The following is a 23,994-nucleotide window of genomic DNA, read 5'->3' on the forward strand; positions in this document are numbered from 1 at the left end:
TCTCAACGGATGGGACGGCCATCACACCCATCCGCTCCGGCACGCGCACCGACCGGCCACCGTAGAGGCAAGAGGAGAGCCCACGTGACAACCACCGAGACCACCCCCGCCACACCCGACACACTGCTGAAGTCTGTCGACCCGGCCACGGGCGAGGTCATCGCCACCTATCCCATCGCCGACGAGGACGCGGTGCGCGCGGCCGTCGCCAAGGCCCGTGCCGCCGCCACCACCTGGGGCGCGCTGAGCTTCGACGAACGCCGCAAGCATCTGCTGCGCTGGTCGAGCCGCTTGGTCGCCGACTCCGAGGAATTCACCGCGCTGATTCACAAGGAGAACGGCAAGCCGCTCGACGACGCGTTCCTGGAGCTGATGCTCGCGCTCGAGCACATCGCCTGGGCGGCCAAGAACGCCAAGAAGCTGCTGTCGCCGAAGAAGGTCTCCCCCGGTGTGCTGATGTCGAACTTCGCCGCCCGTCTCGAGCAGCGCCCGCTCGGCGTCATCGGCGTGATCGGACCGTGGAACTACCCCGTCTACACCCCGAACGGCTCCATCGCCTACGCCCTGGCCGCTGGCAACACCGTGGTGTTCAAGCCGAGCGAATTCTCCACGGGCATCGGCAATTTCCTCGCCGAGGCGTTCAAGAAGGCCAACCCCGAACTGCCCGAGGGCGTCTTCGAGACCATCAACGGTTACGGCGCTACCGGCGCGGCGCTGGTGAAGTCCGGCGTCGACAAGATCGCCTTCACCGGTTCCACCGCGACCGGTAAGCGCATCATGGCCGCGGCCGCCGAGAACCTCACCCCGGTCCTGCTGGAGTGTGGCGGCAAGGACGCGGTGATCGTGGCGGGCGACGCGGACGTCAAGGCCGCGGCCGACGCGGTGGCCTGGGGCGCCACCGCCAACAGCGGCCAGACCTGCGCGGGCGTGGAGCGGGTGTACGTGGACCGCTCGGTGCGCGAGGAATTCGTCGCCGAGGTCAAGCGGATCCTCTCCGATATCAAGCCCGGCTCGGACGACAAGGCGGCCTACGGCCCGATGACCATGCCGAGCCAGATCGATATCGTGCGCCGTCACATCGAGGACGCGCTGAAGAAGGGCGGCACCGCGGTGCTCGGCGGGCCCGAGTCGATCAAGGGTCCGTTCATCGAGCCGGTCGTCCTCGTCGACGTCGACGAGGACTCCGAGGCGGTGGCCGAGGAGACCTTCGGGCCGACCGTCACCATCCGCACCGTCGACGGCGTCGACGAGGCCGTGGAACTGGCCAACAAGTCCAAGTACGGCCTGTCCTCGGCGGTGTACTCGAAGAAGAACGGCCTGGACATCGCGCGCCGGTTGCGCGTCGGCGCCACCTCGGTGAATTCGGTGCTCGCCTTCGCCGCCATCCCCGGTCTGCCGTTCGGCGGGGTCGCCGACTCCGGCATCGGCCGCATCCACGGCGAACCGGGCCTGCGCGAGTTCGTCCGGCCGCATTCGATCGCGGTGCAGCGCTTCACGGTTCCCGGTATGGCGCTGCTCAGCTACACCCGCACCGATTCGACCATGAAGCTGCTGCGCAAGCTGGTTCCGTTCCTGCACGGCAGGCAAAAGTAGACAACGCCGGGTATGCGCGAACCGGCCGCAGCGGACGGCTGGTTCGCGCATACCCGCGTGCCTGTCCTCCCGGCACCGATTCGGCCGCAGTTCACGACCGCCGGTGTGTCCGATCACCCGATGGGCCAAGATGGACTGGTGACTTTCTGGCCAGCGCCCCACGTCGATGTCCCGGTACACGCGACCGTCACCCTGCCCGGATCCAAATCGATCACCAATCGCGCACTGATCCTCGCGGCACTCGCCGACGGACCCTCCACGATCACGGGGGCGCTGCGCAGCCGCGACACCGATCTCATGATCGCCGCGCTGCGCGCGCTGGGCACGGACATCGCGGGTGACGCCGAGACGCTGCGCGTCACCCCAGCGACGCTCGGCGGCGGCGCGGTCGATTGCGGCCTCGCGGGCACCGTGATGCGGTTCCTGCCGCCGGTGGCGGCGCTTGCGGTCGGCGATGTGGCCTTCGACGGCGACGCCCAGGCTCGGGTGCGGCCGCTGCGCACCATTCTGGACGCGCTGCGCGGGCTCGGCGCCGACATCGACGGCGACGCGCTGCCGTTCACCGTGCACGGCAAGGGCGCACTGCGCGGCGGGCCGGTCACCATCGACGCCTCCGGATCCTCGCAGTTCGTCTCCGGACTGCTGCTCTCCGCCGCCCGCTTCGACGAGGGCCTGACCGTGCATCACGACGGCAAAGCGCTGCCGTCCATGCCGCACATCGAGATGACGGTGGAAATGCTGCGGCGCGCCGATGTTCGGGTGCAGGCGCCCGCCGACAGCCGCAAGGCGCAGACCTGGGTCGTCGAGCCCGGTCCTGTCCGCGCCGTCGACTGGGACGTGGAACCCGACCTGTCCAACGCCACGCCGTTCCTGGCCGCGGCGGCGGTCACCGGCGGCGAGGTGCGGATTCCGCACTGGCCACGCCTCACCACCCAGCCCGGCGACGTGATCCGCGAGATCCTGGTGCGCATGGGCGCGGAGGCCAGGGTCTTCGACGGTGTGCTCACCGTGCGCGGGCCGGAACGCCTGGCGGGCATCGACATCGACCTGCACGACGTCGGCGAGCTGACCCCGACCGTCGCCGCATTGGCCGTGCTGGCCGACTCCCCGTCCTGGCTGCGCGGCATCGCGCACCTGCGCGGGCACGAGACCGACCGGCTGGCGGCGCTGGCCACCGAGATCAACCGTCTCGGTGGCAAGGTCACCGAGACCGAGGACGGGCTCGAGATCGTGCCCGCACCACTGCACGGCGGCGCCTGGCACTCCTACGCCGACCACCGGATGGCCACCGCGGGCGCGATCCTCGGCCTGAAGGTGCCCGGCGTGGAGATCGAGGACATCGGCACCACCGCCAAGACACTGCCGAATTTCGTCGCGCTGTGGGAGCGGATGCTGAACGACGGAGCTGCGCACTGAGCCGGCCACGACGCTCCGCCGCGGGCTACGACGAATCCGATGTGCGGGTTCGTCCCGGCCGAAGTTCGCGTCCCCGCACCAAGACTCGCCCGCAGCACAACGACGCCGAGGCCGCGATGGTGGTTTCCGTCGACCGCGGGCGCTGGGGCTGCGTGCTGGGCGGCGACCCCGAACGCAGGATCGTGGCCATGCGGGCGCGTGAGCTCGGCCGCACCCCGATCGTGGTCGGCGACCAGGTGGACGTCGTGGGCGATCTGTCCGGCAAACCCGACACCCTGGCCCGCATCGTGCGCGTCGGCGAACGCGGGACGGTGTTGCGCCGCACCGCCGACGACACCGACCCGTTCGAGCGGATCGTGGTCGGCAACGCCGAAAAGCTGTTCATCGTGGTGGCGCTGGCCGACCCGCCGCCGCGCACCGGTTTCGTGGAGCGGTGCATGGTCGCCGCCTACGTCGGCGGGCTGCGTCCGGTGCTGTGCCTCACCAAGCACGATCTGGCCGCCGACTCCGAATTCGCCTCGGCCTTCGACGATCTCGATCTCACGATCGTCTACGGCGGCATCGACGATCCACTCGATCCGGTCCTCGGCCTGCTGACCGACCACCTCACCGCGTTCATCGGGCACTCCGGCGTCGGCAAGTCGACCCTGGTGAATCGCCTTGTGCCGGACGCCGATCGGGCGGTCGGCGAGGTCTCCGGCGTCGGCAAAGGCAAGCACACCTCCACTCAGTCCATCGCGCTGCCGCTGCCCGGCGGCGGCTGGGTGATCGACACACCCGGCGTGCGCTCCTTCGGCCTCGCCCACATCACCCCGGACGACGTCATCCTGGCGTTCAGCGATCTCGCCGAGGCGATCGAGGACTGCCCGCGCGGCTGCACCCACCTCGGGCCGCCCGCGGATCCCGAGTGCGCGCTGGACACGCTGCCCGACAAGGAGCGGCGGGTGGCCGCCATCCGGCGGTTGCTGGTGGCGTTGAACTCCAACGAGCCCTGGTAGCGCTTCCCCCGCTGACGCGCCCTACGGCAGTAGGGTGGACCGGGTGACCCAGGAAGCCGCCGTCGCCGACCTGCTCCGCACCACGCTCGGGCCCTTGCTGCTCGGCGCCTACCGCCACGGTTCGGCCGCGCTCGGCGGGTTGCGGCCGCACAGCGACATCGACGTTCTCGTCGTCACCGACGGGCGTCTGGACAGTGCGCGACGCCGCGCGCTGATGGACGGACTACTGACCGTTTCCGGCGATCCGCGCGTCCCCGGCGCGGGGCGACCGATCGAGCTCAGCACGGTCGCCCAGGCCGATGTGCGGCCGTGGCAGTACCCGCCGACCCTCGATTTCCAGTACGGCGAATGGCTGCGCGACGACTACGAACGGGGCATGCTGCCCACCGCCGCACCGGATCCCGACCTCGCCGTCCTGATCACGATGACCCTCCAGGCCGACTCGCCGCTGCTCGGCCCGCCGCCCGCGGAGCTCCTCGACCCCGTCCCGCCGGAGCATCTGCGCGGCGTGCTGCTCGACGGCGTCACCGACCTGCTCGCCGAACTCGACAGCGACACCCGCAACGTGCTGCTCCGCCTGGCCCGTGTCTGGATGACATTGGAAACGGGCGAGATTCGCGCCAAATCCGAGGCCGCGAGCTGGGCCCTCGACCGGCTCCCCACCGAACACCGGCCGGCGCTCGCGCACGCCCGCGCGGTCTACGTTGGGGACGCCGAGGACGTGTGGGTCGACCGACTACCGCAGGCGCACGACACCGCGTCCGCGCTCGTCAGCGAAATACTTCAGTACAGCGCGTGAATCGCGTATAAGCGCCGAGCACGTCGCCGTCGGGGCGGGCAGTTCGCGCGCTTGTCGGAGCGTTCGGATCGAACGCCGCACGACGCCGTGGTCACTGACCGTCCGGCTGCCCCGGCGCGAACGGCCACTCCTCGAAGTGGACGCAGCGGCCGGAATCGTCCAAGCGGATGACCCACAGGTCACGCCAGCGCGCGGGATCGTCCCGCTCGTATTCGACCTGCACACGGACCACGGCCGTGTCGCCGTCCACCGCGACGAGGTCGAAGGTCATCGCGAACAGCTCGTCCGCTCCGTCCCGGCCTGCTTCCCAGAACTCGGCCAGCGCCGCGCGGCCGACAATCGGCTCCGCCCAGGGAGACACCACATAGTGGGTGTCGGCGGCGAACAGCTCAGCGAGCGCGTCGGTGCCCGATGTGCGCCAAGCCCGTTCATAGCCCGCCACCCATGCGCGAACCGTATCGCGATCCATGCCGCAGACGGTACTCCCGCAGCGGGCGAAAGCGCCGAATATTCGCTTCGGCCTATCCCCGATCAACTGGACCGCCCAATCTGACCCACATTTTCGCGTCGGTCGCTCGACAACGAAACACTCAGGTGCCCGGAAAGACCCGGACGCCTCTCGTCGTGCGATCTCGATACGGCGCGTACTCCGAATCGGACGGGCCGTGCACTGGCGTACCGCCCGGTTTCCCCCGCTGGCAGCGGGGCCGACGCCACCCTCCAACGGCGTGTCCGGGCCGTGGTGAGGATGCCCGCCGGAGTATCACCTTCGGCGGTTACGTCGCGCTGTTGAGCAGCGCGGCCGACGAGATGGCCGAGAGCACGGAGAAGCGGACCTCTGCCGCGCCTGCGGGTTCGGAGGTTCGCGACGGGAAGTTCGGTTTCGTCGTCACCCGCGTCGATCCGCCCGTCGCCTCGGTCGGTGACAACGAGTTCCTGAAGAAGGAGGCTCAGGGCGAATACATCCTGGTGTACGTCGACGTCACCAACACGGCCGACAAACCGCAGACCTACTTCGGCGACAACCAGAAAACTGGTGGACGACCAAGGACGCCTGTACACCAACGACACCGCGGCCGAGCTGAACCTCGATAAAGATCTGGCGGCGGAGATCAACCCCGGCAACAAGATCTCGGTGATCCTCGCCTTCGACGTCCCGAAAGGCACCGTCCCGGCCGCCATCGAATTCCACGACTCGGCTTTCTCCGGCGGCGCCCGAGTCGCACTGGGGTGATCGACTGAAGACGACGAAGGCGCCCCGGGAAACCTCTGGGCGCCTTCGGTTCTGGCAAGTTCAGGCGCGCAAGACGGTGACCGTTCGGCCGGCGGGTGTTGTCGCCTCGGAGAACACGGTGCGACGATCGATCGGCTCGGCTGCGGAGCGGCGGTCGAAGATCACCAGTACTCCGGTGCTCAATTCGAAACGGTCCAGGTACCCGTCGAGCTGGCCGAGGCCGACGGCGAGTGGATCGGTTTCCCTGTCCCGCCAGACTTTCAGCTCCAACGCCTCGCGCTGCCACGCCCGGCGGCCGTCCGCGTCTGTATAGGGCTGGCGGACGAGCAGATCGATACGTCCGCGGCCGACTCCGTATTCCCGGTCGATGTAGCCGCCGCCGTTGACGATTCGGTGCAGAAACGCCATCATCACCAGCTGCGCGGCCGCTTCGTGGTAGCCCTGTTGGGCAGCGAGGACCTCACCGTTCAGTTTCCAGAACGCGGCGAATTCGGTGAGCAGGCGGGGGAAGTCGAGGCGGCCGTCCGGCATCCGGAAGCTGCTCGGCTCGAGGAGCACGTTGTTCTCGATCGCCGATCCCAGCACCCGGAGGATGACTTCCTTGTAGATCGGGTTGGCGACGCGGACCGGTCGATCGTCTGCGATGAGGCCGAGATCCCGGACGTAGGAGACGGCATCGTTGAAGGTGAGATCCGCATCCAGCAACGTGCCCGCGATCAGCGGTTCGATGACCATCCGCACACGGTCCTCACCCAGTTTCGAGACCAGCGAATCCAGGTGGGTGGCACGCGCGACGATCAACCGCTCCTTGGCTTCGTCGATGTGGTCGTCGGTGATCGTGGTTCGCACCCGCATCTTGTCGATGACCTCGGCCGCAATGGCGTTGACGAGCCAGGGCTGACCTTGGGTGTAGTAGTAGGCGAGATCGACTGCGCGGGCGGTGAACTTCTGCCCGGTTTCCTCGGTGTGCTGCTCATACAGCTCGGCCACCTCGGCATGGGTGAAGTCGCCGATGCGCACCGATTCGACCTTGATGTTGAATGGGCTGGCGGATCCGAGTCGCGACGGGTCGCCTCCGGAAGCCACCTTGTAGTCTCGGACGTCGCGCAGCCCGCACAGCACGACCGCATGCACGAATTCGTCCCGTTCATCGGTGTAGCCGTCCCGCAGCTGCCTTAGCACGCTGCGCAGGCTCTCGCCCCGGATTGCGTCGATCTCGTCGAAGAACAAAACCAGCGGCCGAGGACAACGGACGGTCCACGCGGTGAGTGCGACGGTGAGGCGGTTGCCCAGCTTGGCCTCTGGCCACGGGTCGGGGGGTAACAACTCGGGAGCGAACCCACGCGCCATGGCCCGTTTGCTTATCACATCCAGCAGGACTTGCTCTACGACGTCGACGTCATCACCGAAGGGTTCGGCAGACTCGCAAGAAAAGCGCAACGCAAGGTACTCCCCCTCTTCGGTCAACTCCCGCGCCAGTTCCGCCAGACTGGTCGTCTTCCCGGACTGTCGCGGCGCGTGCAGGACGAAGTACTGCCCACGGTCGATGAACCGGCGAGCATCGGGCAGCCGCTCGGCGGCGGGGAGCATGTAATGCCGTTTCGGGTCGCAGGGCCCCGTGGTGTTGAAGTACCGCAATGCAAGTCCTTCCCCTCCTGGCCGCTGGAGTCACCTCACTCGCGGGTTCGACCAGCACACACTACTTGCGAGCCCTGACGAACGGCACCGAAGGCAGTGCCTCTCCGATTACGAGAATCCGAATCGAATGAGCAAGGTCGAGCCGGAAAACGGGCGAAGGCGCCCCGGGAAACCCCGGGGCGCCTTCGGTGTTCGGGTCGCTCAGTGCCGACGACGCGACTTCGGAGCGCGCTTGCCCTTGCTTTCGGCGCGGGCCGCTTCGCGGCGTTCGCGACGAGTGGAGTGGGCGCCGGCTTCGGAGCCGTACTCCTCGGCGTCGCTGTGGACTTCCGCGCCGCCGCGCTCGTCCGGGCCCGAGTAGCTGAAGCCGCGGGTGGTGCGCTCGTCGATGCCCTTGGCGCGCAAGGCGGCCGGGGCGCCGTTGGCGGCGGGGGCTTCCTCGGTCGGGAGCGGGGCGGGGGCGCCGGACATGGCGCCGACCGGGGAGCGCAGGCCGGGGTCGACGGCGACGCCCGCGGGCTGCGGCTGCTGCACCTCGACCTGAAGGTTGAACAGGAAGCCGACCGACTCCTCCTTCAGGCCGTCGAGCATCGCCGAGAACATGTCGAAGCCCTCGCGCTGGTACTCGACCAGCGGATCCCGCTGCGCCATGGCGCGCAGGCCGATGCCCTCCTTGAGGTAGTCCATCTCGTAGAGGTGCTCGCGCCACTTGCGGTCCAGCACCGAAAGCAGCACCTGCCGTTCGAGATTGCGCATGGAACCCTCGCCGGCCAGGCCGTCGATCTCCTGCTCGCGCTTGTCGTACGCGTCGTGCGCGTCGTCGAGGAGGGCGTCGAGCAGCTCGTCGCGAGTCAGGTCGCCCGCCTCGCCGACGCCGGTCTCACCGGTCAGCTCCTTGTAGTCGACGCCGACCGGGTAGAGGGTCCTCAGCGCGGTCCACAGCTTGTCCAGATCCCAGTCCTCCACGTAGCCCTCGGCGGTGGCGCCGTCCACGTAGGCGGAGATCACGTCGGTGATCATGTTCTGGACCTGGCCCTCCATGTCCTCCCCGCGCAGGATCTGGTTGCGCTCGCCGTAGATAACGGTGCGCTGCTGGTTCATCACCTCGTCGTACTTGAGGACGTTCTTGCGGATCTCGAAGTTCTGCTGCTCGACCTGGGTCTGCGCGCTCTTGATCGCCTTGGAGACCATCTTGGCCTCGATCGGCACGTCGTCGGGCAGGTTGAGCCGCGTCATGATCGCCTCGAGCGCCGCGCCGTTGAAGCGCCGCATCAGCTCGTCACCCAGCGACAGGTAGAAGCGGGACTCGCCCGGGTCGCCCTGACGGCCGGAGCGACCGCGCAGCTGGTTGTCGATACGCCGGGACTCGTGGCGCTCGGTGCCGAGCACGTACAGACCACCCGCGTCGCGGACCGCCTCGGCGTCCTCCTCGGTCTGCTGCTTGACCTGCTCCAGGGTCGGATGCCAGGCGGACTCGTACTCCTCCTGCGTGTCGACCGGGTCCAAGCCCTGCTTGCGCAGCAGGATGTCGGCGATGATGTCCGGGTTGCCGCCGAGCACGATGTCGGTACCGCGGCCCGCCATGTTGGTGGCGACGGTGACCGCGCCGGGCCGACCGGCCTCGGCGATGATCTCGGCTTCCTTCTCGTGGAACTTCGCGTTCAGCACGTTGTGCGGGATGCCGCGCTTGGTGAACTGCTTGGACAGGTACTCCGAGCGCTCGACGCTGGTGGTGCCGATCAGCACCGGCTGGCCCTTCTCGTGCCGCTCGGTGACGTCGTCGACCACGGCGGCGAACTTGGACTCTTCGGTCTTGTAGATCAGGTCCGACTGATCGGCGCGCACCATCGGCCTGTTCGTCGGAATCGGGACGACACCCAGACCGTAGATCTGGTGCAGCTCGGCCGCCTCGGTCTCGGCGGTACCGGTCATGCCGGAGAGCTTGTCGTAGAGCCGGAAGTAGTTCTGCAGCGTGATGGTGGCCAGCGTCTGGTTCTCCGGCTGGATCTCGACGCCTTCCTTGGCCTCGATCGCCTGGTGCATGCCCTCGTTGTAGCGGCGGCCGACCAGGATGCGTCCGGTGAACTCGTCGACGATGATGACCTCGCCGTCGCGGACGATGTAGTCCTTGTCACGCTGGTAGAGCTCCTTGGCCTTGACCGCGTTGTTCAGGTAGCTGACCAGCGGCGAGTTGGCGGCCTCGTACAGGTTGTCGATGCCGAGCTGATCCTCGACGAACTCCACGCCCGCCTCGTGCACGCCGATGGTGCGCTTCTTGATGTCGACCTCGTAGTGCAGGTCCTTCTTCAGCAGCGGCGCGATGCGCGCGAACTCGGCGTACCACTTCGAGGAGGCGTCGGCCGGGCCGGAGATGATCAGCGGCGTGCGGGCCTCGTCGATGAGGATGGAGTCGACCTCGTCGACCACGGCGAAGTTGTGCCCGCGCTGGACCAGGTCGTCCAGCGAGTGCGTCATGTTGTCGCGCAGGTAGTCGAAGCCGAACTCGTTGTTGGTGCCGTAGGTGATGTCGGCGTTGTACGCGGCGCGGCGCTGGGCCGGGCTCATACCGCCGAGGATGACGCCGACCTCGAGGCCGAGGAAGCGGTGCACGCGGCCCATCCACTCGGCGTCGCGCTTGGCCAGGTAGTCGTTGACGGTGACGACGTGCACGCCGTCGCCGGACAGCGCGTTGAGGTAAGCGGGGAGCACACAGGTCAGGGTCTTGCCCTCACCGGTCTTCATCTCGGAGATGTTGCCGAGGTGCAGCGCGGCGCCGCCCATCACCTGGACCTTGTAGTGCTTCTGGTTGAGCACCCGCCAGGACGCCTCGCGAGCCACCGCGAACGCCTCGAGCAGCAGGTCGTCGAGGCTCTCGCCGTCGGCGTAGCGCTGCTTGAACTCGTCGGTCTTCGCGCGCAGTTCGCCGTCGGTGAGCTGCTCGTGCTCCGCTTCGAGCGCGAGGACCTCGTCGGCCAGATGAGCGAGCCGCTTGACGGTGCGACCCTCACCAATCCGTAGCAACCTCGTCAGTGTCAGCGCAGGCACGGGTCTCGTCAGTCCTCTGGTCGGTGTGTCAAATGTCGGCCCCCACATCTTCCGCCGGGCACGGCGGAATCCGCAGCACGCCTCATGGTAATGCTGCAACCATGCTAGCGACGTCCGCGTTCGCCCTGGCCACGTGCGGGGGCCCGGAACGCACCGCGTCCGGCTGCAGGTACTCGGCGCCATCGCCGCGGCGGCCGCGGGGCGTCGCTTCTCACCGTACTCGCCTCGCGGTCCGCGCGACGCCCGCGGCGGGCGCGAATCCGCGGGTCAGCGCCGTGGCGTCGGGCGGTCGCGCCGCAAACCGGGGGCGAATCACGCTCGAGCCGAGCCGCTTCGAAGGTCGGTGCCATACGATGACAGGGGTCCGACGCGCCGGTGGCAGCGGCATATGCGCGGGACGGCAAGGGCAGTGCGGCTCGTGATCCCCTGATGCGGAGCGAGCGAAAGCGACGGTCGCCGACTGTGCAGTCCCCACCTCTATCGAAACCCCACCCCGCCCGAACGAGCTCGGACAACCCTGCCACGCGGGTTGCCAGGGGTAAAGATATGTACCGATTTCGCTGGATATGCCACAGGATCCACCACCTTTTCCTTGTCGCGAACGACAATGAGGCGGGGACACGGCATCGGAAGGAGCACCGGGCAGCGTGATCACGCGTTTGACGCCACAGGACGCGGCGTTCTATCGGCTCGAGTCGAGCAGCAATCCGATCCACATCGGCTCGCTCGCGATCGTCCGCAACACCGGCGACGGCCTCCTCGACGGCGAATCGCCCCTCGACTACGACCGGCTCGTCGACCTGGTGGAGAGCAGGCTCTCGCTGGTCCCGCGCTACCGCCGCAAGGTGCGCGAGATCCCGTTCGCGCTCGGCAGACCGGTGTGGGTGGAGGACAGCCGCTTCGACATCACCTATCACATCCGCCGCTCCGCACTGCCGAGTCCGGGCACCGACGAACAGCTGCACGACCTGGTCGCACGGCTGGCATCGCGGCCGCTCGACCAGAGCAAACCGCTGTGGGAGATGTACCTGATCGAGGGGCTCACCGAGGGCCGCAGCGCGATCTTCACCAAGACCCACTCGGCGCTGGTGGACGGCGTCGGCGCGCTGGAGATCGGGCACGTCATCCTGGACGCCAGCCCGTCGCCGCGCGGTCTGGCCGACGACGCCTGGGTCGCTCCGCGCGAACCCACCGACGTGGAACTGCTGGTCGGCGCGCTCACCCATCTGGCGGCCCAGCCCCGCGAGGCGCTGGAGGTGGCCCGCGACGCGAGCGCGGACGCCTTCGCGATGATCGGCGCGGCGGGCCGCGCGGTCGACTCGGTCGTCTCGGCAGTCCGCACCGCCGCCATCGGCGCGCCGGACAGCCCGCTCAACGCGCGCACCTCGCGCAGCCGCCGCTTCGACGTGGTGCGCACCGATCTGGAGGACTACCGCAAGATCCGCCACCGCTTCGACTGCTCGACCAACGACGCGATCCTCGCCGTGGTCACCGGGGCGCTGCGCAGCTGGCTGCTGTCCCGCGGCGAGGCGCTGATCGAGTCGACCACGCTGCGCGCGGTGGTGCCGATGTCGGTGTACATCGAAGGCCCGGACCGGGATCGGCTCGAGCCCGCCAGCGAGGTGTCCTCGTTTCTGCTGGATCTGCCGGTCGGCGAGCCCAATCCGGTGATGCGGCTCTCGCACATCGCGCACGCCACCGAGGCCAACAGCAAGGCCAGGCGCGGGGTGCGGGCGCGCACGCTGGTGCACATGGCCGGGTTCGCTCCGGCCAGCCTGCATGCGATGAGCGTGCGGGCGGCGAGTACGTTCGCAGAGCACACGTTCAACTTGGTGATCACCAACGCGCCGGGTCCGCAGACGCCGATGTACATCGGCGGCGCGCGGATGCTGGAGATGTATCCGGTGTCGCCGCTGCTGCGCAATCAGGCTTCGAGCATCGGGATCACGTCCTACGACGGACGGGTCTTCTACGGACTCAACGCCGACCGCGACGCGATGGCCGACATCGAGGTGCTGGCCGCCGCGGTGCACGAGTCCATGGAGGAGATGCTCGGTGCCTGCGCCTGATCAGAAGAACATCCTGCGGGTGTACGTGCCCGCGACGGTGCCGATGCTGCGCGCGCTGGTCGAGGAGCGGGAGATCTTCCCGATCGGCGCCACGGCTTTCGCGGTCACGCCCGCGCTGCGCGAGGCCTACGCCTCCGGCGACGACGAGGAACTGGCCGAGGTCGCGATGCTCGAGGCGGCCCGCGCCTCGCTGCGCCTGCTCGCCGCCGAACGCGAGGCGATCGTCGAGGACATCGAAGACGGCGAACCCGTGGCCGCGCGGCCGTCCGGCGGTCCGGTGTACCGGCGGGCCGTGATCGCCGCGGACGTCACCGGCGCCAAGCTGCGGCCCGACCTCGACGACGCGGTGGTCAAGCTCGCGGGACCGATCGGCTACGCGCGGATCGCCTCGATCCACGTCGACCTGGCCGAGGCCGAGCCCGAGGTGGCCAAGGCGGTGGACGTCATCGACGCGGCCGATCTCGGTGACGCCGACGCCGAATTCGTGCTCGGCGACGCCGAGGACCACCAGCTCGCCTGGTACGCCGCGCAGGAACTGCCGTTCCTGCTCGAATTGCTCTGAGGCCGACTTGCGCTGAGCTCCGCTTGTGGCGAGGCGCACTTGCGCTGAGGCCGAATTGCGCCGAGGCTCGATGGTGCCGGGGTTCATTCGCGTTGGGGCCGCGGCGGGAAAGTGGGCGCGCGGTCGCCGCTGCCCGCTAACCTACGATGCCGTAACCTGGCCGAGAGCGGCCCCGACGGCGGCCGCCACCTCGACAGAAAGACGAACGGCACCGATGGTCTTCAAGAATGTCCGCGATTGGCTCGAAGCGCCTGCGGCGAGCGTCGCCGATCGGGGGGGTCGGCTCAACGTGTTGCGCGGGGCCGTCGCCCGGGTGACCACGCCGCTGCTGCCGGACGATTACCTGCACCTGGCCAACCCGCTGTGGTCGGCGCGCGAACTGCGCGGGCGGATCGTCGACGTGCGCAAGGAGACCGCGGATTCGGCGACCCTGGTGATCAAGCCGGGCTGGGGCTTCGACTTCAAGTTCCAGCCGGGCCAGTACATCGGCATCGGCCTGCTGGTGGACGGCCGCTGGCACTGGCGTTCGTACTCACTGACCTGCCCTCCGGATTGGAGCGCCCCCGAGCACGGCGGCAAGCGCGTCATCTCGATCGCCGTGAAGGCGATGCCCGAGGGATTCCTGTCCAGCCACATCGTCGGCGGCGTCAAGCCGGGCACGGTCGTCCGGTTGCAGGCGCCGCAGGGCGGTTTCGTGCTCCCCTACCCGCCGCCTGCCAAGGTGCTGTTCCTCACCGCCGGCAGCGGCATCACCCCGGTGATGTCGATGCTGCGGGCGATGGACCGGCGCGGCCTGGTGTCCGACGTGGTGCACCTGCATTCGGCGCGCACCGCCGAGGACGTGATGTTCGGCGAGGAACTGCGCGCGCTGCACGACCGGCACCCGAGCTTCGAGTCGCATCTGCACCTGACCGGGGAGCAGGGCAAGTTCGCGCTCGCCGACCTGGACGTGAAGTTCCCGGACTGGCGCGAACGCGACACCTGGGCCTGCGGGCCCGCCGCCATGCTCGACGAGATCGAACAGCACTGGCGCGGGGCGGGCATCGCCGACCGGCTGCACGTGGAGCGGTTCGAGATCGAGCGCTCGGCGATCGGCGAAGGCGGCATTGTCAACTTCGGCAAGTCCGGCCGCAGCGTCGAGGTCGACGGCGCGACCAGCCTGCTGGAGGCGGGTGAGTCGGCCGGGGTTCAGATGCCGTTCGGCTGCCGGATGGGCATCTGCCAGACCTGTGTGGTGACATTGAGTTCCGGACACGCCCGGGATCTGCGCAACGGCGAGGAGCGCCGCGAGGGCGACAAGGTGCAGACCTGTATCTCGGCCGCCGCGGGCGATTGCACGCTCGACGTCTGAGGCGGTCAGGGCCCGGAGGAGGCAGCGCAGCGTGACCACGCGGGGCCCCGCCTCGGACACCTCCGACACCACTGAGGCGATCAGGCCCGTTGCAGACAGAATCCATACCTCCTGAGACGCAGGTACCCTCGACCGCATAAGTCGAGCAGAGAAGGGACTCCGGTGGCCATCACCGATATCCAGACGTTCTCCCACCTCACGGCCGCCGATATCGAGACCCTGGGGCAGGAACTCGACAGCATTCGCCGGTCCGTGGAACTCTCCCGTGGCGAACGCGACGCGAAATACATCCGCCGCACCATCGCGGCCCAGCGCGGCCTCGAGGTCGCCGGACGCGCGGTGCTGTTCGGCAGCCGCAACCGCTGGGCCTGGCTCGCGGGCACCGCGTTGCTCTCGGTCGCCAAGATCATCGAGAACATGGAGCTCGGGCACAACGTCAGCCACGGGCAGTGGGACTGGATGAACGATCCGGAAATCCACTCGGGCACCTGGGAGTGGGACCAGGTCGGGCCGTCGTCGCAGTGGCGGCGGGCGCACAACTACTCCCACCACACCTACACCAATGTTCTCGGCAAGGACGAGGACCTCGGCTTCGGCATCCTGCGGATGACCCGCGACGAAGAGTGGCGCCCGATCCACTTGGTGCAGCCGCTGGCCAACCTGCTGCTGGCCGCCACCTTCGAGTGGGGCATCGCGCTGCACGACTGGAGCATCGAGAAGCAGCTGTCCGGCGTCCCGCGCCAGGAACTGCTGTCGGCGCCGAATCGGGAGTTCGCCCGCAAGATCGCGCGCCAGGCGGCCAAGGATTTCGTGCTGTACCCCGCCTTGACCGGGCCCGCGTGGAAGTCGACGCTGAAGGCCAACGCCACCGCCAACCTGGTGCGCAACCTGTGGGCCTACGCGGTGATCTTCTGCGGCCACTTCCCCGACGGCGCGGAGAAGTTCACCATCGAGCAGCTCGAGGACGAGACCGGCGCCGAGTGGTACCTGCGCCAGATGCTGGGCAGCGCCAACTTCAAGGCCGGGCCCGCGATGGCCTTCATGAGCGGCAACCTCTGCTACCAGATCGAGCACCACCTGTTCCCGGACCTGCCGAGCAACCGGTACCCGGAGATCGCCGCACGGGTGCGCGAGCTCTGCGACAAGTACGACCTGCCCTACACCACGGGCTCGCTGGCCAAGCAGTACCTGCTCGCCTTCCGCACCATTCACAAGCTGGCGCTGCCGGACCGGTTCCTCAAGCGCACCGCCGATGACGCCCCCGAGACCTCCTCGGAACGCAAGTTCGCGGGCATCACGCTGCCGAGCACCGAGCGCTGGGCCGACAACAACTGGCTGCTGACCGATCCCGAGACCGGGCAGCGGCGCGGGCTGCGCTCGGCGCTGCACGAGGCGAAGGTGGTGCTCGAGGAGAAGGCGCGGCACGAGAAAGAAGTGTTGCGCGAGGCCAAGCGGGCGCTGAAGGAGAAGGCCGAGCACGAGAAGGAGCTGCTGCGCGAGGCCAAAATCGCCCTGCAGGAGAAGGCGCGCACCGAGCGGTCGGCGCTGCGGAGGAAGGCCGTGCGAGAGAAGCGCTTCCGCGCGCGCTGGCGACGCGCCTGATATAACATTCGGCGGTCACGAACGCAATGCGGGATTTGCCACAGTTCCAGAAACTTACGGTGTCGTAACTTACGGTACTGTAACCGCCATGGCGATCTCGGATGTCAAGGAGTACGCGCACCTCACCGCCGCGGATGTGGAGGCGCTGGGCGCGGAATTCGACGCGATCCGGCGGGAAATCGAATCCTCGCGCGGTGAATCGGATGCGCGGTACATCCGCAATGTCATCAGGCTGCAGCGCGCGCTGGAGATCAGCGGACGCGCAGTGCTCTACGCCGGTTTCCTACCGCCCGCCTGGCTCGCGGGCGTCGCCCTGCTCAGCACCGCCAAGATCATCGAGAACATGGAGATCGGGCACAACGTCATGCACGGGCAGTGGGACTGGATGAACGATCCAGAGGTCCACTCCAGCTCATGGGAGTGGGACAACACCGGCCCGTCCAAGCACTGGAAGCACACCCACAACTACCTGCACCACAAGTACACCAACGTCCTCGGCATGGACGACGACATCGGCTACGGCCTGCTGCGGGTCACCCGCGACCAGCGCTGGAAGCCGTTCAATCTGGGCAACCCGGTCTACAACCTGCTCCTGCAGCTGTTCTTCGAGTACGGCGTCGCGATCCAGCACCTCGAGCTCGGCAAGCTGGCCGCGGGCCGGTACAAGGAGGGCACCCCCGAGCGCGCGGAGTTCGAGCGCAAGCGGGGCGAGGTGCTGACCAAGGTCGGCAAGCAGGTGCTCAAGGACTACGTGATCTTCCCGGCGCTCACCGGTCCGCTGTTCTTCTCCACGCTCACCGCGAACCTGGCCGCCAACATGATCCGCAACGTGTGGACGAACGCCGTGATCTTCTGCGGCCACTTCCCCGACGGTGCGGAGAAGTTCACCAAGGCCGACATCGACAGCGAGACCCACTCCGAGTGGTACTTGCGCCAGATGCTGGGCAGCGCCAACATTTCCGGCGGTCCGATCATGCACTTCATGACCGGCAACCTGAGCCACCAGATCGAACACCACCTGTTCCCGGATCTGCCGAGCAACCGCTACGCCGACATCGCGGTGCGGGTGCGCGCGCTGTGCGACAAGTACGACCTGCCCTACACCACGGGCTCGCTGCCGGTGCAGTACTTCAAGTCGTGGCGCACGATTCTCAAACTCGCGCTGCCGAACAAGTACCTGCGCCACACGGCCGACGACGCCCCGGAGACCTCCTCCGAGCGCAGGTTCGGCGGCAACACCCTCGCCACCATCGACCCAGCCACCGGCAAGCGGCGCGGCCTGCGCACCGCACTGGCCGAGGGCAAGCGGCGCATCACGCGCCGCGCCGCACGGCGGGAGCCCGCGCTCCCGCTGGCGCAGTGAGTGCACGAACCGGCAACGCGGTGAGCGCGCGAACGATCGACGCGGCGAATCAGCGAACCTTCGACAAAGCGGACCGGCGGGTGTGGACCCGCCGGTCCGCTTTGGTTGACTGGCCCGGTGAGTGCTGATCGCCTGAGCGTCTACGAGGCCATCCGGTTACGCCGCGACGTGCGCGCCGAATTCACCGGGGCGCCCGTCGACGAGGCCACGCTGTGGCGGATTCTCGATGCCGCGCACCGGGCGCCCAGCGTGGGCAATTCGCAGCCATGGGATTTCGTCGTGGTGCGCGATCCGGCGACGCTGCGCCGCTTCGCCGAACACGTGGCGGACAAGCGCGTCGAGTTCCGCGACGCGCTGCCGCCCGAGCGGGCCGCGACCTTCGAGCCGATCAAGATCGAGGGCATTGTCGAGAGCGGCACCGGCGTCGTCGTCAGCTACGACCACGACCGCGGCGGGCCGCAGGTGCTCGGCCGCGCCACCGTCCCCGAAACCGGTATCTACTCGGCGGTTCTCGCGATCCAGAACCTGTGGCTCGCCGCCACCGCCGAGAGCATCGGCGTGGGCTGGGTGTCCTTCTACGATGCGGCGTTCCTCGCCGAACTGGTCGGCCTGCCGCCGAACATCCGTCCCGTCGCGTGGCTTTGCGTCGGCCCGGTGCGCGAATTCCAAACGGTCCCAGACCTGGAACGCTTCGGCTGGCGCACCGGACGCCCGTTGTCGGAAGCCGTGCACCGAGAGACCTTCGGCGGGCAGCGACTCTCCGCTGAACCCCCGGCAGCGGGCCCGGCGATGGATTCCGCCACAACCTGACGAACCCGCACGCGACACGATGTGTGCGGGCACCCCAGCCACTCCCAGGGCAACCGCGCCAATCTCAGACCCGTTCGAGCACCGCCGACGCGCCGATGCCGCCCGCCGCGCAGATGCCGAGCAGGGCGGCGTTCTTTCCGGTGCGGGCCAGTTCGTTGGCCATGGTGGTGACCATGCGGGCGCCGGTCGCGCCGAAGGGGTGGCCGAGGGAGACCGACCCGCCGTGCACGTTGAGTTGGTCGATGTCGACCTCGCCGACCGCGGTGTCCCTGTCCAGTTTCTTCTTGGCCCATTCGTCGCTGGCGAGTGCGCTGAGCACCGAGAGGGTCTGGGCGGCGAAGGCCTCGTGGATGTCGACGAAGTCGATGTCCGACAGCGCCATTCCGGCCTTGTCGAGCGCGCGCGGCATCGAGATCGCGGGGCCGATGAGCACCTGGTCGGTGGGATCGACGCTGACGTAGCTCCAGGAGCGGAACGCGGCGAGCGGCCGGTAGCCGAGCTCGCGCGCCTTCTGCTCGCTCATCAGCAGGACCGCGGCGGCGCCGTCGGTGAGCGGGCTGGCGTTGCCCGCGGTGACGGTGCCGTCCTCGGCGAACACCGGCTTCAGCTTGGCCAGTTTCGCCACGCTGGTGTCGGCGCGGACCAGCCCGTCGCGCTCGATGTCGGCGCCGTCGGGCGTGCGCACCCGTAGCACCTCGTCGTCGAAGCGCCGGGACGCGATGGCCGCCGCGGCGCGCTGGTGCGAGCGGGCCGCGAACTCGTCCTGCTCGGCCCGGCCGATGCCGTGGATGCGGGCCATCTTCTCCGCCGACTCGCCCATCACCTCGCCGGTGGTGCGCTCGGCGATCTTCGGCCTGCTGGGCAGGATGTCGGTGAACGGCGCCAATTGCGCTGCCGCCGAAAGGTAGTCCTTCAGCTTCGGCTTGCCGAGCGCGAGCGGGGCGCCGGCGTGCACCAGTTTCTGCGGCAGCTTCACCTCGGCGTTGCTGGTGGAATCGCTGCCGCCCGCGATCATGATGTCGTATTCGCCGCGCTCGATCGCGGCCGCGGCGGCGGTCACCGCCTGCAGACCCGACGCGCACGCCCTGGTGACGGTGTAGCCCTCACAGCCCGGGTCGAGGCGCAGGTCGAGGGCGATCTCCCTGGCGATGTTGGGCGCGGCGCTCGGCAGGATCACCCCGCCCCAGACGATGGCCTGCACCTGCGCGCCGGGCAGCCCGGTGCGCTCGAGCAGACCGTGGACGGCGGCGTCGGCCAGCGCGATGGAGTCCATTCGGGTGAAGTCGGTGAACGCCCGCACGAACGGGGTGCGCACACCGGACACGACTACGGCACGGCGAGCGGCGTCGGAAGCCATGCGAATTCCTTTCCAGAGACGTACACCACAAACTTACTCTGAAGTAAGTTCTCGGTCCACGTCACAGACGGGAAGACGCCTCCCCGCACCCCTCCGGGCGGGCAGGCTTTCCGCCCCCCTCGACCCCCGATTCGGTCCCGCACGACGGCGGGCGAAGCCCCAGGCGGCTCAGCGATCCCCTCCAGATGCCGCTGAGCCGGCCTGCGGCGCGCCGTTGCGCCGCAGGCTGGGGCGCCGTCCCGTCGAACGCCCCTGCTCGTCCCGGAACCGCGTCGGTGCCGGCACCGCGCATCCGGCGCAGAAAGAACAGTAGCGTTCTTTCCACTGATTTTTCAAATCTTTTCTATGAAGTTGTCATCCGGTACTAGTTCGGCATACTATGGCGCCCACTATGAGAAGCCCTTCGGAGCTGTCGCGGCAGAAGCGCTTCGGCCGAATCATCAAGGAACGCCGAGACGAGCTCGGCCTCACGCAGCTGCAGATCGGCGATCTGGGTGGGCCCTCCGCGCCGACGATCCGAAAGATCGAGGACGGCGACGCGGCGATCAGCACCCACACGCTGAACAAGCTGGACGCGCCGCTGCGCTGGCTGCCCGGCAGTGCGGCGCGCGCCTACGCGGGCGGCGCGCCCGCGCCGAAGGAAGTAGGGGGCGAGCGCTCCGGCGACGAGTCGATCGTCGCGGGCCCGACCTCGATCCGGTTCGACATCTCCGACCTCACCGGCCTGCTCGCCGCCACCGGCCGCCTCACCGACGCCGTGGAACGCGGCCAGACCACCGAACCCGCCGTGGTGGAGGCGATCTCGGACCTGAACCGCGTGGTGTCCCGGCTCTCGGCCCGGTACGCCACCGTCATGCTGGAGCGCAACGGCGGACCAGGCCGCCAGCTGCACCCGCTGGTGGAGATGGCGTTCGCGCACCTGCTCGAGGTCCCCGCCGACGCCGACGACGCGACCGAACTCGAAGAACGCCGCTATCGACGCTGGCTGGCAGGCCGCAGCGAGAATGTGAGCGCCGGTACCGAAGCTCAGTTCCGGGCCAGATGGCTGGCGGCCAACAGCACAACCGCGCCGAATCGCAACGGCAAGCACTGAGGTGATCGAGATGACCGAGGCCACGCGGCTACCGCTGAGCCACAAGATCAACAGACTCTTCGCGGTGATGCACCCGCGCTCCGCGCCGGAACGCAGCACCGAATCCGTCGCCGAACAGGTCAGCGGCCAGCTGCAGCGAGCGGTGGCCGCCGGTTATCTCGAACAGCTGCGCGACGGCCGCTTCGACGACGAACACGACGGCGCGGCAGTCGAATTCGAGATCCTCGCGGCGATCGCCTCCTGCTTCGGCGTCGCGCCCCGGTATCTGACCACCACGGGGCAGGCCGCCGCGAGCATCGACAGGGAACTCGAACTGCTGGCCACCATGCGCGACGCCAATGTCGCCAGCATCGCGCTGCGCGGCTCCGATGTGGACCGGGCCATGCTCGCCCGGCTGATCCGCGACACCGAGGACGCCGCCGAATCGAGCGATCTGCCGCGCTGACCCGTCATCGGAAGGCAGGCGCCTACCGCGGGGTCGCCCACGGCGCACCATCCTGGGTACCATCTTCAGCTACACGGGGCGGGACCGCGGAACTGCTGTAGGAGATCGCATCGCATGGCCGGTATGGACACCCGGTTCCGGGAGCTTTCCCGCAACGTACCGATACCGCATCCATGGAATTTGAATACCTATCTCGATGCCGTCGCCGAGTTCCGTGACCGCCCGATCACGTTGCAGCCGGTGGACACCGCGGTGCTCGCGGGCGCGGGCTGCGGCACGGGCAGCGGATTGTGGATCGCCAAGCGGGACAGCGATGTCATCGTGTACGGCGCCGACACCACCGAGTGGCACGCCGAGCACATCATCGCCCACGAACTCGGGCACATGCTGCTCGGGCACGGCCCGGAATCGGAGCCGCCGCCGAGCGACCGGACCGCGCACACCCTCGCCGCCGTGGCCGAACTGCTGCCATCGATCTCGCCGGAATCCATTGCGCACGTGCTCGGTCGCACCGACTACGGCACCAGCAGGGAACGCGACGCCGAGACCTTCGCCGACATGGTGATGCTGCAGGCGATGCGCCCGCCGCGCCGCGATTCCCTGTTGCACCGCACGTTCTTCCGCGACCGACGCAGGTGAACTCGCCCATTCCCGGCGTCATCGCGGCTCCGCTGATCGGGTTCGTCGCCGTGGTGGCGCTCGGCCGATGGGCGCTGCTGCACCAGACCGTCACCGATCGGCTGCTCAACCGGGCGCTGGCGTGGGCGGGCGCCGGGATGCTGCTGCTGGAGCGCGGGATCGCGCCGCGGTTCGGCAGCTTGATGCACCAACTCTCCATGGGCTGCATGCTCTTCGCGGTCATGAGCGCCTACGGCGCGGCGACGCTGTGGGCAGGCGCCGACCCCAACGGCGCGTGGCGGCGCCAGCGCCGCTACAACCTGTTCGCCGCCGCCTGCGCCGCCGTCATCCTGATCGTCGGCACGCCGGCCAGGGAGCAGGGCACGCTGCTCGGCGGGACGCCTGACATGTGGTCGGCGGCCTCCGCGCTGGCGTTCTGCCTGCCCGCGATCGCGTGCGGCCGCCGGATGGGCCAGGTTCTGTACCGCGAACTGGTCAGAGCGGACACCACCCGCCGGGAGCGGCTCGTCTTCGGCGCGCTGCTCACGGCGTTGGCCGTCGGCGCGTGCGGACTGCCGTTCGCGGCGCTGTTGTTCGGCGACTGGGTGCCGATCGAGGATCCGGATCTGATCCGCTGGGCGTGGCCGAACAGCACCGTCATCGTGCTCACCGCCGCGTTGCTCGCCGTGCCGCTGTTCGATGTGCTGGCAACACGCGCGGGCTGGGATCGGGCCCGGCGCTGTTGCCGTCGGCTCGGCCCGCTCTGGACGGACGTGACCGGCGCGGTGCCGGAGATCGTGCTCGATCCCGCGTCCACCGGACACGACGAGCCCGAGGTCCGGCTGATCCGGATGACCGTCGAGATCCGTGACGCGCTGCTGCACCTGAACAGGTATGCGCCACACGACCTTCCGATACCCGCGGCGGCCGGACCGGTGCACCGCTACGCGGTGCGGATCGCGTACGGGATCCAAGCCAAGGCCGAGGGCCGTGGTCCCGTGCACGCCGCGCCCCGTACCGGCGTGCCCGAGTCCCGCGACCTCGATTCCGAGCTGCGACAGCTGCTGGAGCTGGCCCGCGCGTGGCCTGCCGCGCGCGCCGCGGTCGACGCGGAGACGAAACGGCCGACGCCCTCCTGGGCGTCGGCCGGACGGTTTCGGCGCTTGGCTATGCGAGCCTGATCAGGCCGTAGTCGAAAGCGTGACGACGATAGACGACCGACGGTCGATCGGTCTCTTTGTCTTGGAACAGGAAGAAGTCGTGACCGACGAGCTCCATCTGGTACAGGGCGTCGTCGACGGTCATCGGAGTCGCGGTATGCACTTTGGTCCGCACGATGTGGCCTGGACCGGCCTCGTACTCGGGTTCCTGTTCGGCGCGCTCACCGGGGTGCTCGTGCACCGCGGAAACGCTGTTCGCCAACGTGAACAGCGAATCGTCGACCAAGTCGGCGGTGGCCTCGGCGACCGAGACAGGGGTCTTCTCCCCGTAGTGGACCCGGCGCCGATCCTTGGTGCGACGCAGTCGGCTCTCCAGCTTGGCGGTCACCGACTCGAAGGCGGCGTAGAAGCTGTCCGCGCAGGCCTCCGCCCGGACGACCGGGCCCTTGCCGCGTGCGGTGATCTCGACGCGCTGGCAGGCCTTGCGCTGACGACGGTTGCGTTCGTGGAACAGCTCGACGTCGAAGAGGAAGATCGACGGATCGAAGCGTTCGAGACGGGAGAGTTTGTCCGCGACATAGATTCGGTAATGATCGGGAACCTCGACGTTGCGGCCTTTCACCACGATGTCGGCGCGATTGGCCCGTGGTTGGTCCGCTGCGGGTTGCTCTGTCGCATCCAAGGCGCCGGTATCCAGCACCGAAGGATCTGCGTCTTTCACTGAAGGACGTGAAGAAGTCGTCACGCGTACCTCCCGGATCTGGCCGCACGGACCGATTTCCCGTGCGGCGGGATTGAGCCGTGCCGTGCGAAATCCGGGTTTCATAGGTGCGCGAGAGCC

At 68.6% G+C, this 23,994-nt stretch carries 20 protein-coding genes and 1 pseudogene; 16 read left to right on the forward strand and 5 right to left on the reverse strand.

Annotated features, from left to right (window positions below; all coding sequences use genetic code 11):
- The first annotated feature begins 84 nt into the window (after positions 1–84).
- The 4 genes from AC3EO7_RS09655 (at position 85) to AC3EO7_RS09670 (ending at position 4,806) form a co-directional block, all read left to right on the forward strand.
- On the forward strand, positions 85–1,593 hold the full coding sequence (locus AC3EO7_RS09655) for an aldehyde dehydrogenase family protein (RefSeq protein ID WP_435591012.1): 1,509 nt from the start codon (positions 85–87) through the stop codon (positions 1,591–1,593).
- A gap of 120 nt (positions 1,594–1,713) precedes the next feature.
- The gene (aroA, locus tag AC3EO7_RS09660; protein ID WP_435591013.1) at positions 1,714–3,009 is read left to right on the forward strand and encodes a 3-phosphoshikimate 1-carboxyvinyltransferase; all 1,296 of its coding nucleotides are present in this window, start codon (positions 1,714–1,716) and stop codon (positions 3,007–3,009) included.
- Entirely contained in the window at positions 3,006–4,007 is a 1,002-nt protein-coding gene (gene rsgA, locus AC3EO7_RS09665) for a ribosome small subunit-dependent GTPase A (protein ID WP_431967996.1), read from the forward strand. Before aroA ends, rsgA begins: the two co-directional genes overlap by 4 nt.
- Positions 4,008–4,050: 43 nt before the next feature.
- Positions 4,051–4,806, forward strand: a complete 756-nt coding sequence (locus AC3EO7_RS09670; RefSeq protein WP_435591014.1) for an aminoglycoside adenylyltransferase family protein — start codon at positions 4,051–4,053, stop codon at positions 4,804–4,806.
- A gap of 91 nt (positions 4,807–4,897) precedes the next feature.
- Here AC3EO7_RS09670 and AC3EO7_RS09675 read toward each other — a convergent pair whose 3' ends face one another.
- Positions 4,898–5,275: a YybH family protein gene (locus AC3EO7_RS09675; protein ID WP_435591015.1), complete on the reverse strand. Its 378-nt coding sequence runs from the start codon at positions 5,273–5,275 to the stop codon at positions 4,898–4,900.
- Positions 5,276–5,718: 443 nt separating this feature from the next.
- On the opposite strand from AC3EO7_RS09675, the pseudogene AC3EO7_RS09680 reads away from it, so the two are divergent.
- A pseudogene (locus AC3EO7_RS09680) lies at positions 5,719–5,901 on the forward strand (hypothetical protein); the annotation flags it as partial.
- On the forward strand, positions 5,843–6,040 hold the full coding sequence (locus AC3EO7_RS09685; RefSeq protein WP_435591016.1) for a DUF4352 domain-containing protein: 198 nt from the start codon (positions 5,843–5,845) through the stop codon (positions 6,038–6,040). The pseudogene AC3EO7_RS09680 and the gene AC3EO7_RS09685, both read left to right, overlap by 59 nt.
- Before the next feature lie 60 nt (positions 6,041–6,100).
- Here the strand turns inward: AC3EO7_RS09685 and AC3EO7_RS09690 are convergent, their stop codons facing one another.
- Positions 6,101–7,678 carry an ATP-binding protein gene (locus AC3EO7_RS09690; protein ID WP_435591017.1) on the reverse strand — a complete coding sequence of 526 codons (1,578 nt, stop codon included), beginning with the start codon at positions 7,676–7,678 and terminating at the stop codon, positions 6,101–6,103.
- Positions 7,679–7,879: 201 nt separating this feature from the next.
- The gene (gene secA, locus AC3EO7_RS09695; RefSeq protein WP_435591018.1) at positions 7,880–10,723 is read right to left on the reverse strand and encodes a preprotein translocase subunit SecA; all 2,844 of its coding nucleotides are present in this window, start codon (positions 10,721–10,723) and stop codon (positions 7,880–7,882) included.
- 647 nt (positions 10,724–11,370) lie between these two features.
- Here secA and AC3EO7_RS09700 point away from each other — a divergent pair.
- The 6 genes from AC3EO7_RS09700 to bluB all read left to right on the forward strand — a co-directional run bounded on the left by AC3EO7_RS09700 (position 11,371) and on the right by bluB (position 18,480).
- A complete protein-coding gene (locus tag AC3EO7_RS09700; RefSeq protein ID WP_431967825.1) occupies positions 11,371–12,792 on the forward strand; it encodes a WS/DGAT/MGAT family O-acyltransferase in 1,422 nt (473 codons plus the stop codon).
- Positions 12,793–12,802: 10 nt separating this feature from the next.
- Positions 12,803–13,354 carry a DUF6912 family protein gene (locus tag AC3EO7_RS09705; protein ID WP_431967994.1) on the forward strand — a complete coding sequence of 184 codons (552 nt, stop codon included), beginning with the start codon at positions 12,803–12,805 and terminating at the stop codon, positions 13,352–13,354.
- Positions 13,355–13,568: 214 nt separating this feature from the next.
- The gene (locus AC3EO7_RS09710) at positions 13,569–14,705 is read left to right on the forward strand and encodes a ferredoxin reductase (RefSeq protein ID WP_435591019.1); all 1,137 of its coding nucleotides are present in this window, start codon (positions 13,569–13,571) and stop codon (positions 14,703–14,705) included.
- A 162-nt stretch (positions 14,706–14,867) separates the two neighbouring features.
- Positions 14,868–16,307, forward strand: coding sequence for a fatty acid desaturase (locus AC3EO7_RS09715; protein ID WP_431967821.1), 1,440 nt, complete (start codon positions 14,868–14,870; stop codon positions 16,305–16,307).
- Positions 16,308–16,395: 88 nt separating this feature from the next.
- Positions 16,396–17,670: a fatty acid desaturase family protein gene (locus tag AC3EO7_RS09720; RefSeq protein ID WP_435591020.1), complete on the forward strand. Its 1,275-nt coding sequence runs from the start codon at positions 16,396–16,398 to the stop codon at positions 17,668–17,670.
- A gap of 132 nt (positions 17,671–17,802) precedes the next feature.
- Positions 17,803–18,480: a 5,6-dimethylbenzimidazole synthase gene (gene bluB / locus AC3EO7_RS09725; RefSeq protein ID WP_435591095.1), complete on the forward strand. Its 678-nt coding sequence runs from the start codon at positions 17,803–17,805 to the stop codon at positions 18,478–18,480.
- 64 nt (positions 18,481–18,544) lie between these two features.
- On the opposite strand, the gene AC3EO7_RS09730 is transcribed toward bluB, so the two are convergent.
- On the reverse strand, positions 18,545–19,837 hold the full coding sequence (locus AC3EO7_RS09730; protein WP_435591021.1) for an acetyl-CoA C-acyltransferase: 1,293 nt from the start codon (positions 19,835–19,837) through the stop codon (positions 18,545–18,547).
- A 391-nt stretch (positions 19,838–20,228) separates the two neighbouring features.
- Between AC3EO7_RS09730 and AC3EO7_RS09735 the strand changes: the two genes are divergently transcribed.
- From AC3EO7_RS09735 to AC3EO7_RS09750, 4 genes are all read left to right on the forward strand, one after another.
- A complete protein-coding gene (locus AC3EO7_RS09735) occupies positions 20,229–20,930 on the forward strand; it encodes a helix-turn-helix domain-containing protein (protein WP_431967815.1) in 702 nt (233 codons plus the stop codon).
- Positions 20,931–20,940: 10 nt separating this feature from the next.
- The gene (locus AC3EO7_RS09740; RefSeq protein ID WP_431967813.1) at positions 20,941–21,375 is read left to right on the forward strand and encodes a hypothetical protein; all 435 of its coding nucleotides are present in this window, start codon (positions 20,941–20,943) and stop codon (positions 21,373–21,375) included.
- 114 nt (positions 21,376–21,489) lie between these two features.
- The gene (locus AC3EO7_RS09745) at positions 21,490–22,014 is read left to right on the forward strand and encodes a hypothetical protein (RefSeq protein ID WP_431967811.1); all 525 of its coding nucleotides are present in this window, start codon (positions 21,490–21,492) and stop codon (positions 22,012–22,014) included.
- Positions 22,011–23,174: an MAB_1171c family putative transporter gene (locus AC3EO7_RS09750; RefSeq protein ID WP_435591022.1), complete on the forward strand. Its 1,164-nt coding sequence runs from the start codon at positions 22,011–22,013 to the stop codon at positions 23,172–23,174. Before AC3EO7_RS09745 ends, AC3EO7_RS09750 begins: the two co-directional genes overlap by 4 nt.
- Here the strand turns inward: AC3EO7_RS09750 and hpf are convergent.
- Positions 23,161–23,850, reverse strand: coding sequence for a ribosome hibernation-promoting factor, HPF/YfiA family (hpf, locus tag AC3EO7_RS09755; protein ID WP_431967989.1), 690 nt, complete (start codon positions 23,848–23,850; stop codon positions 23,161–23,163). The genes AC3EO7_RS09750 and hpf overlap by 14 nt on opposite strands.
- Positions 23,851–23,994: the final 144 nt, after the last annotated feature.

It is taken from the genome of Nocardia sp. bgisy118 (assembly GCF_057708605.1).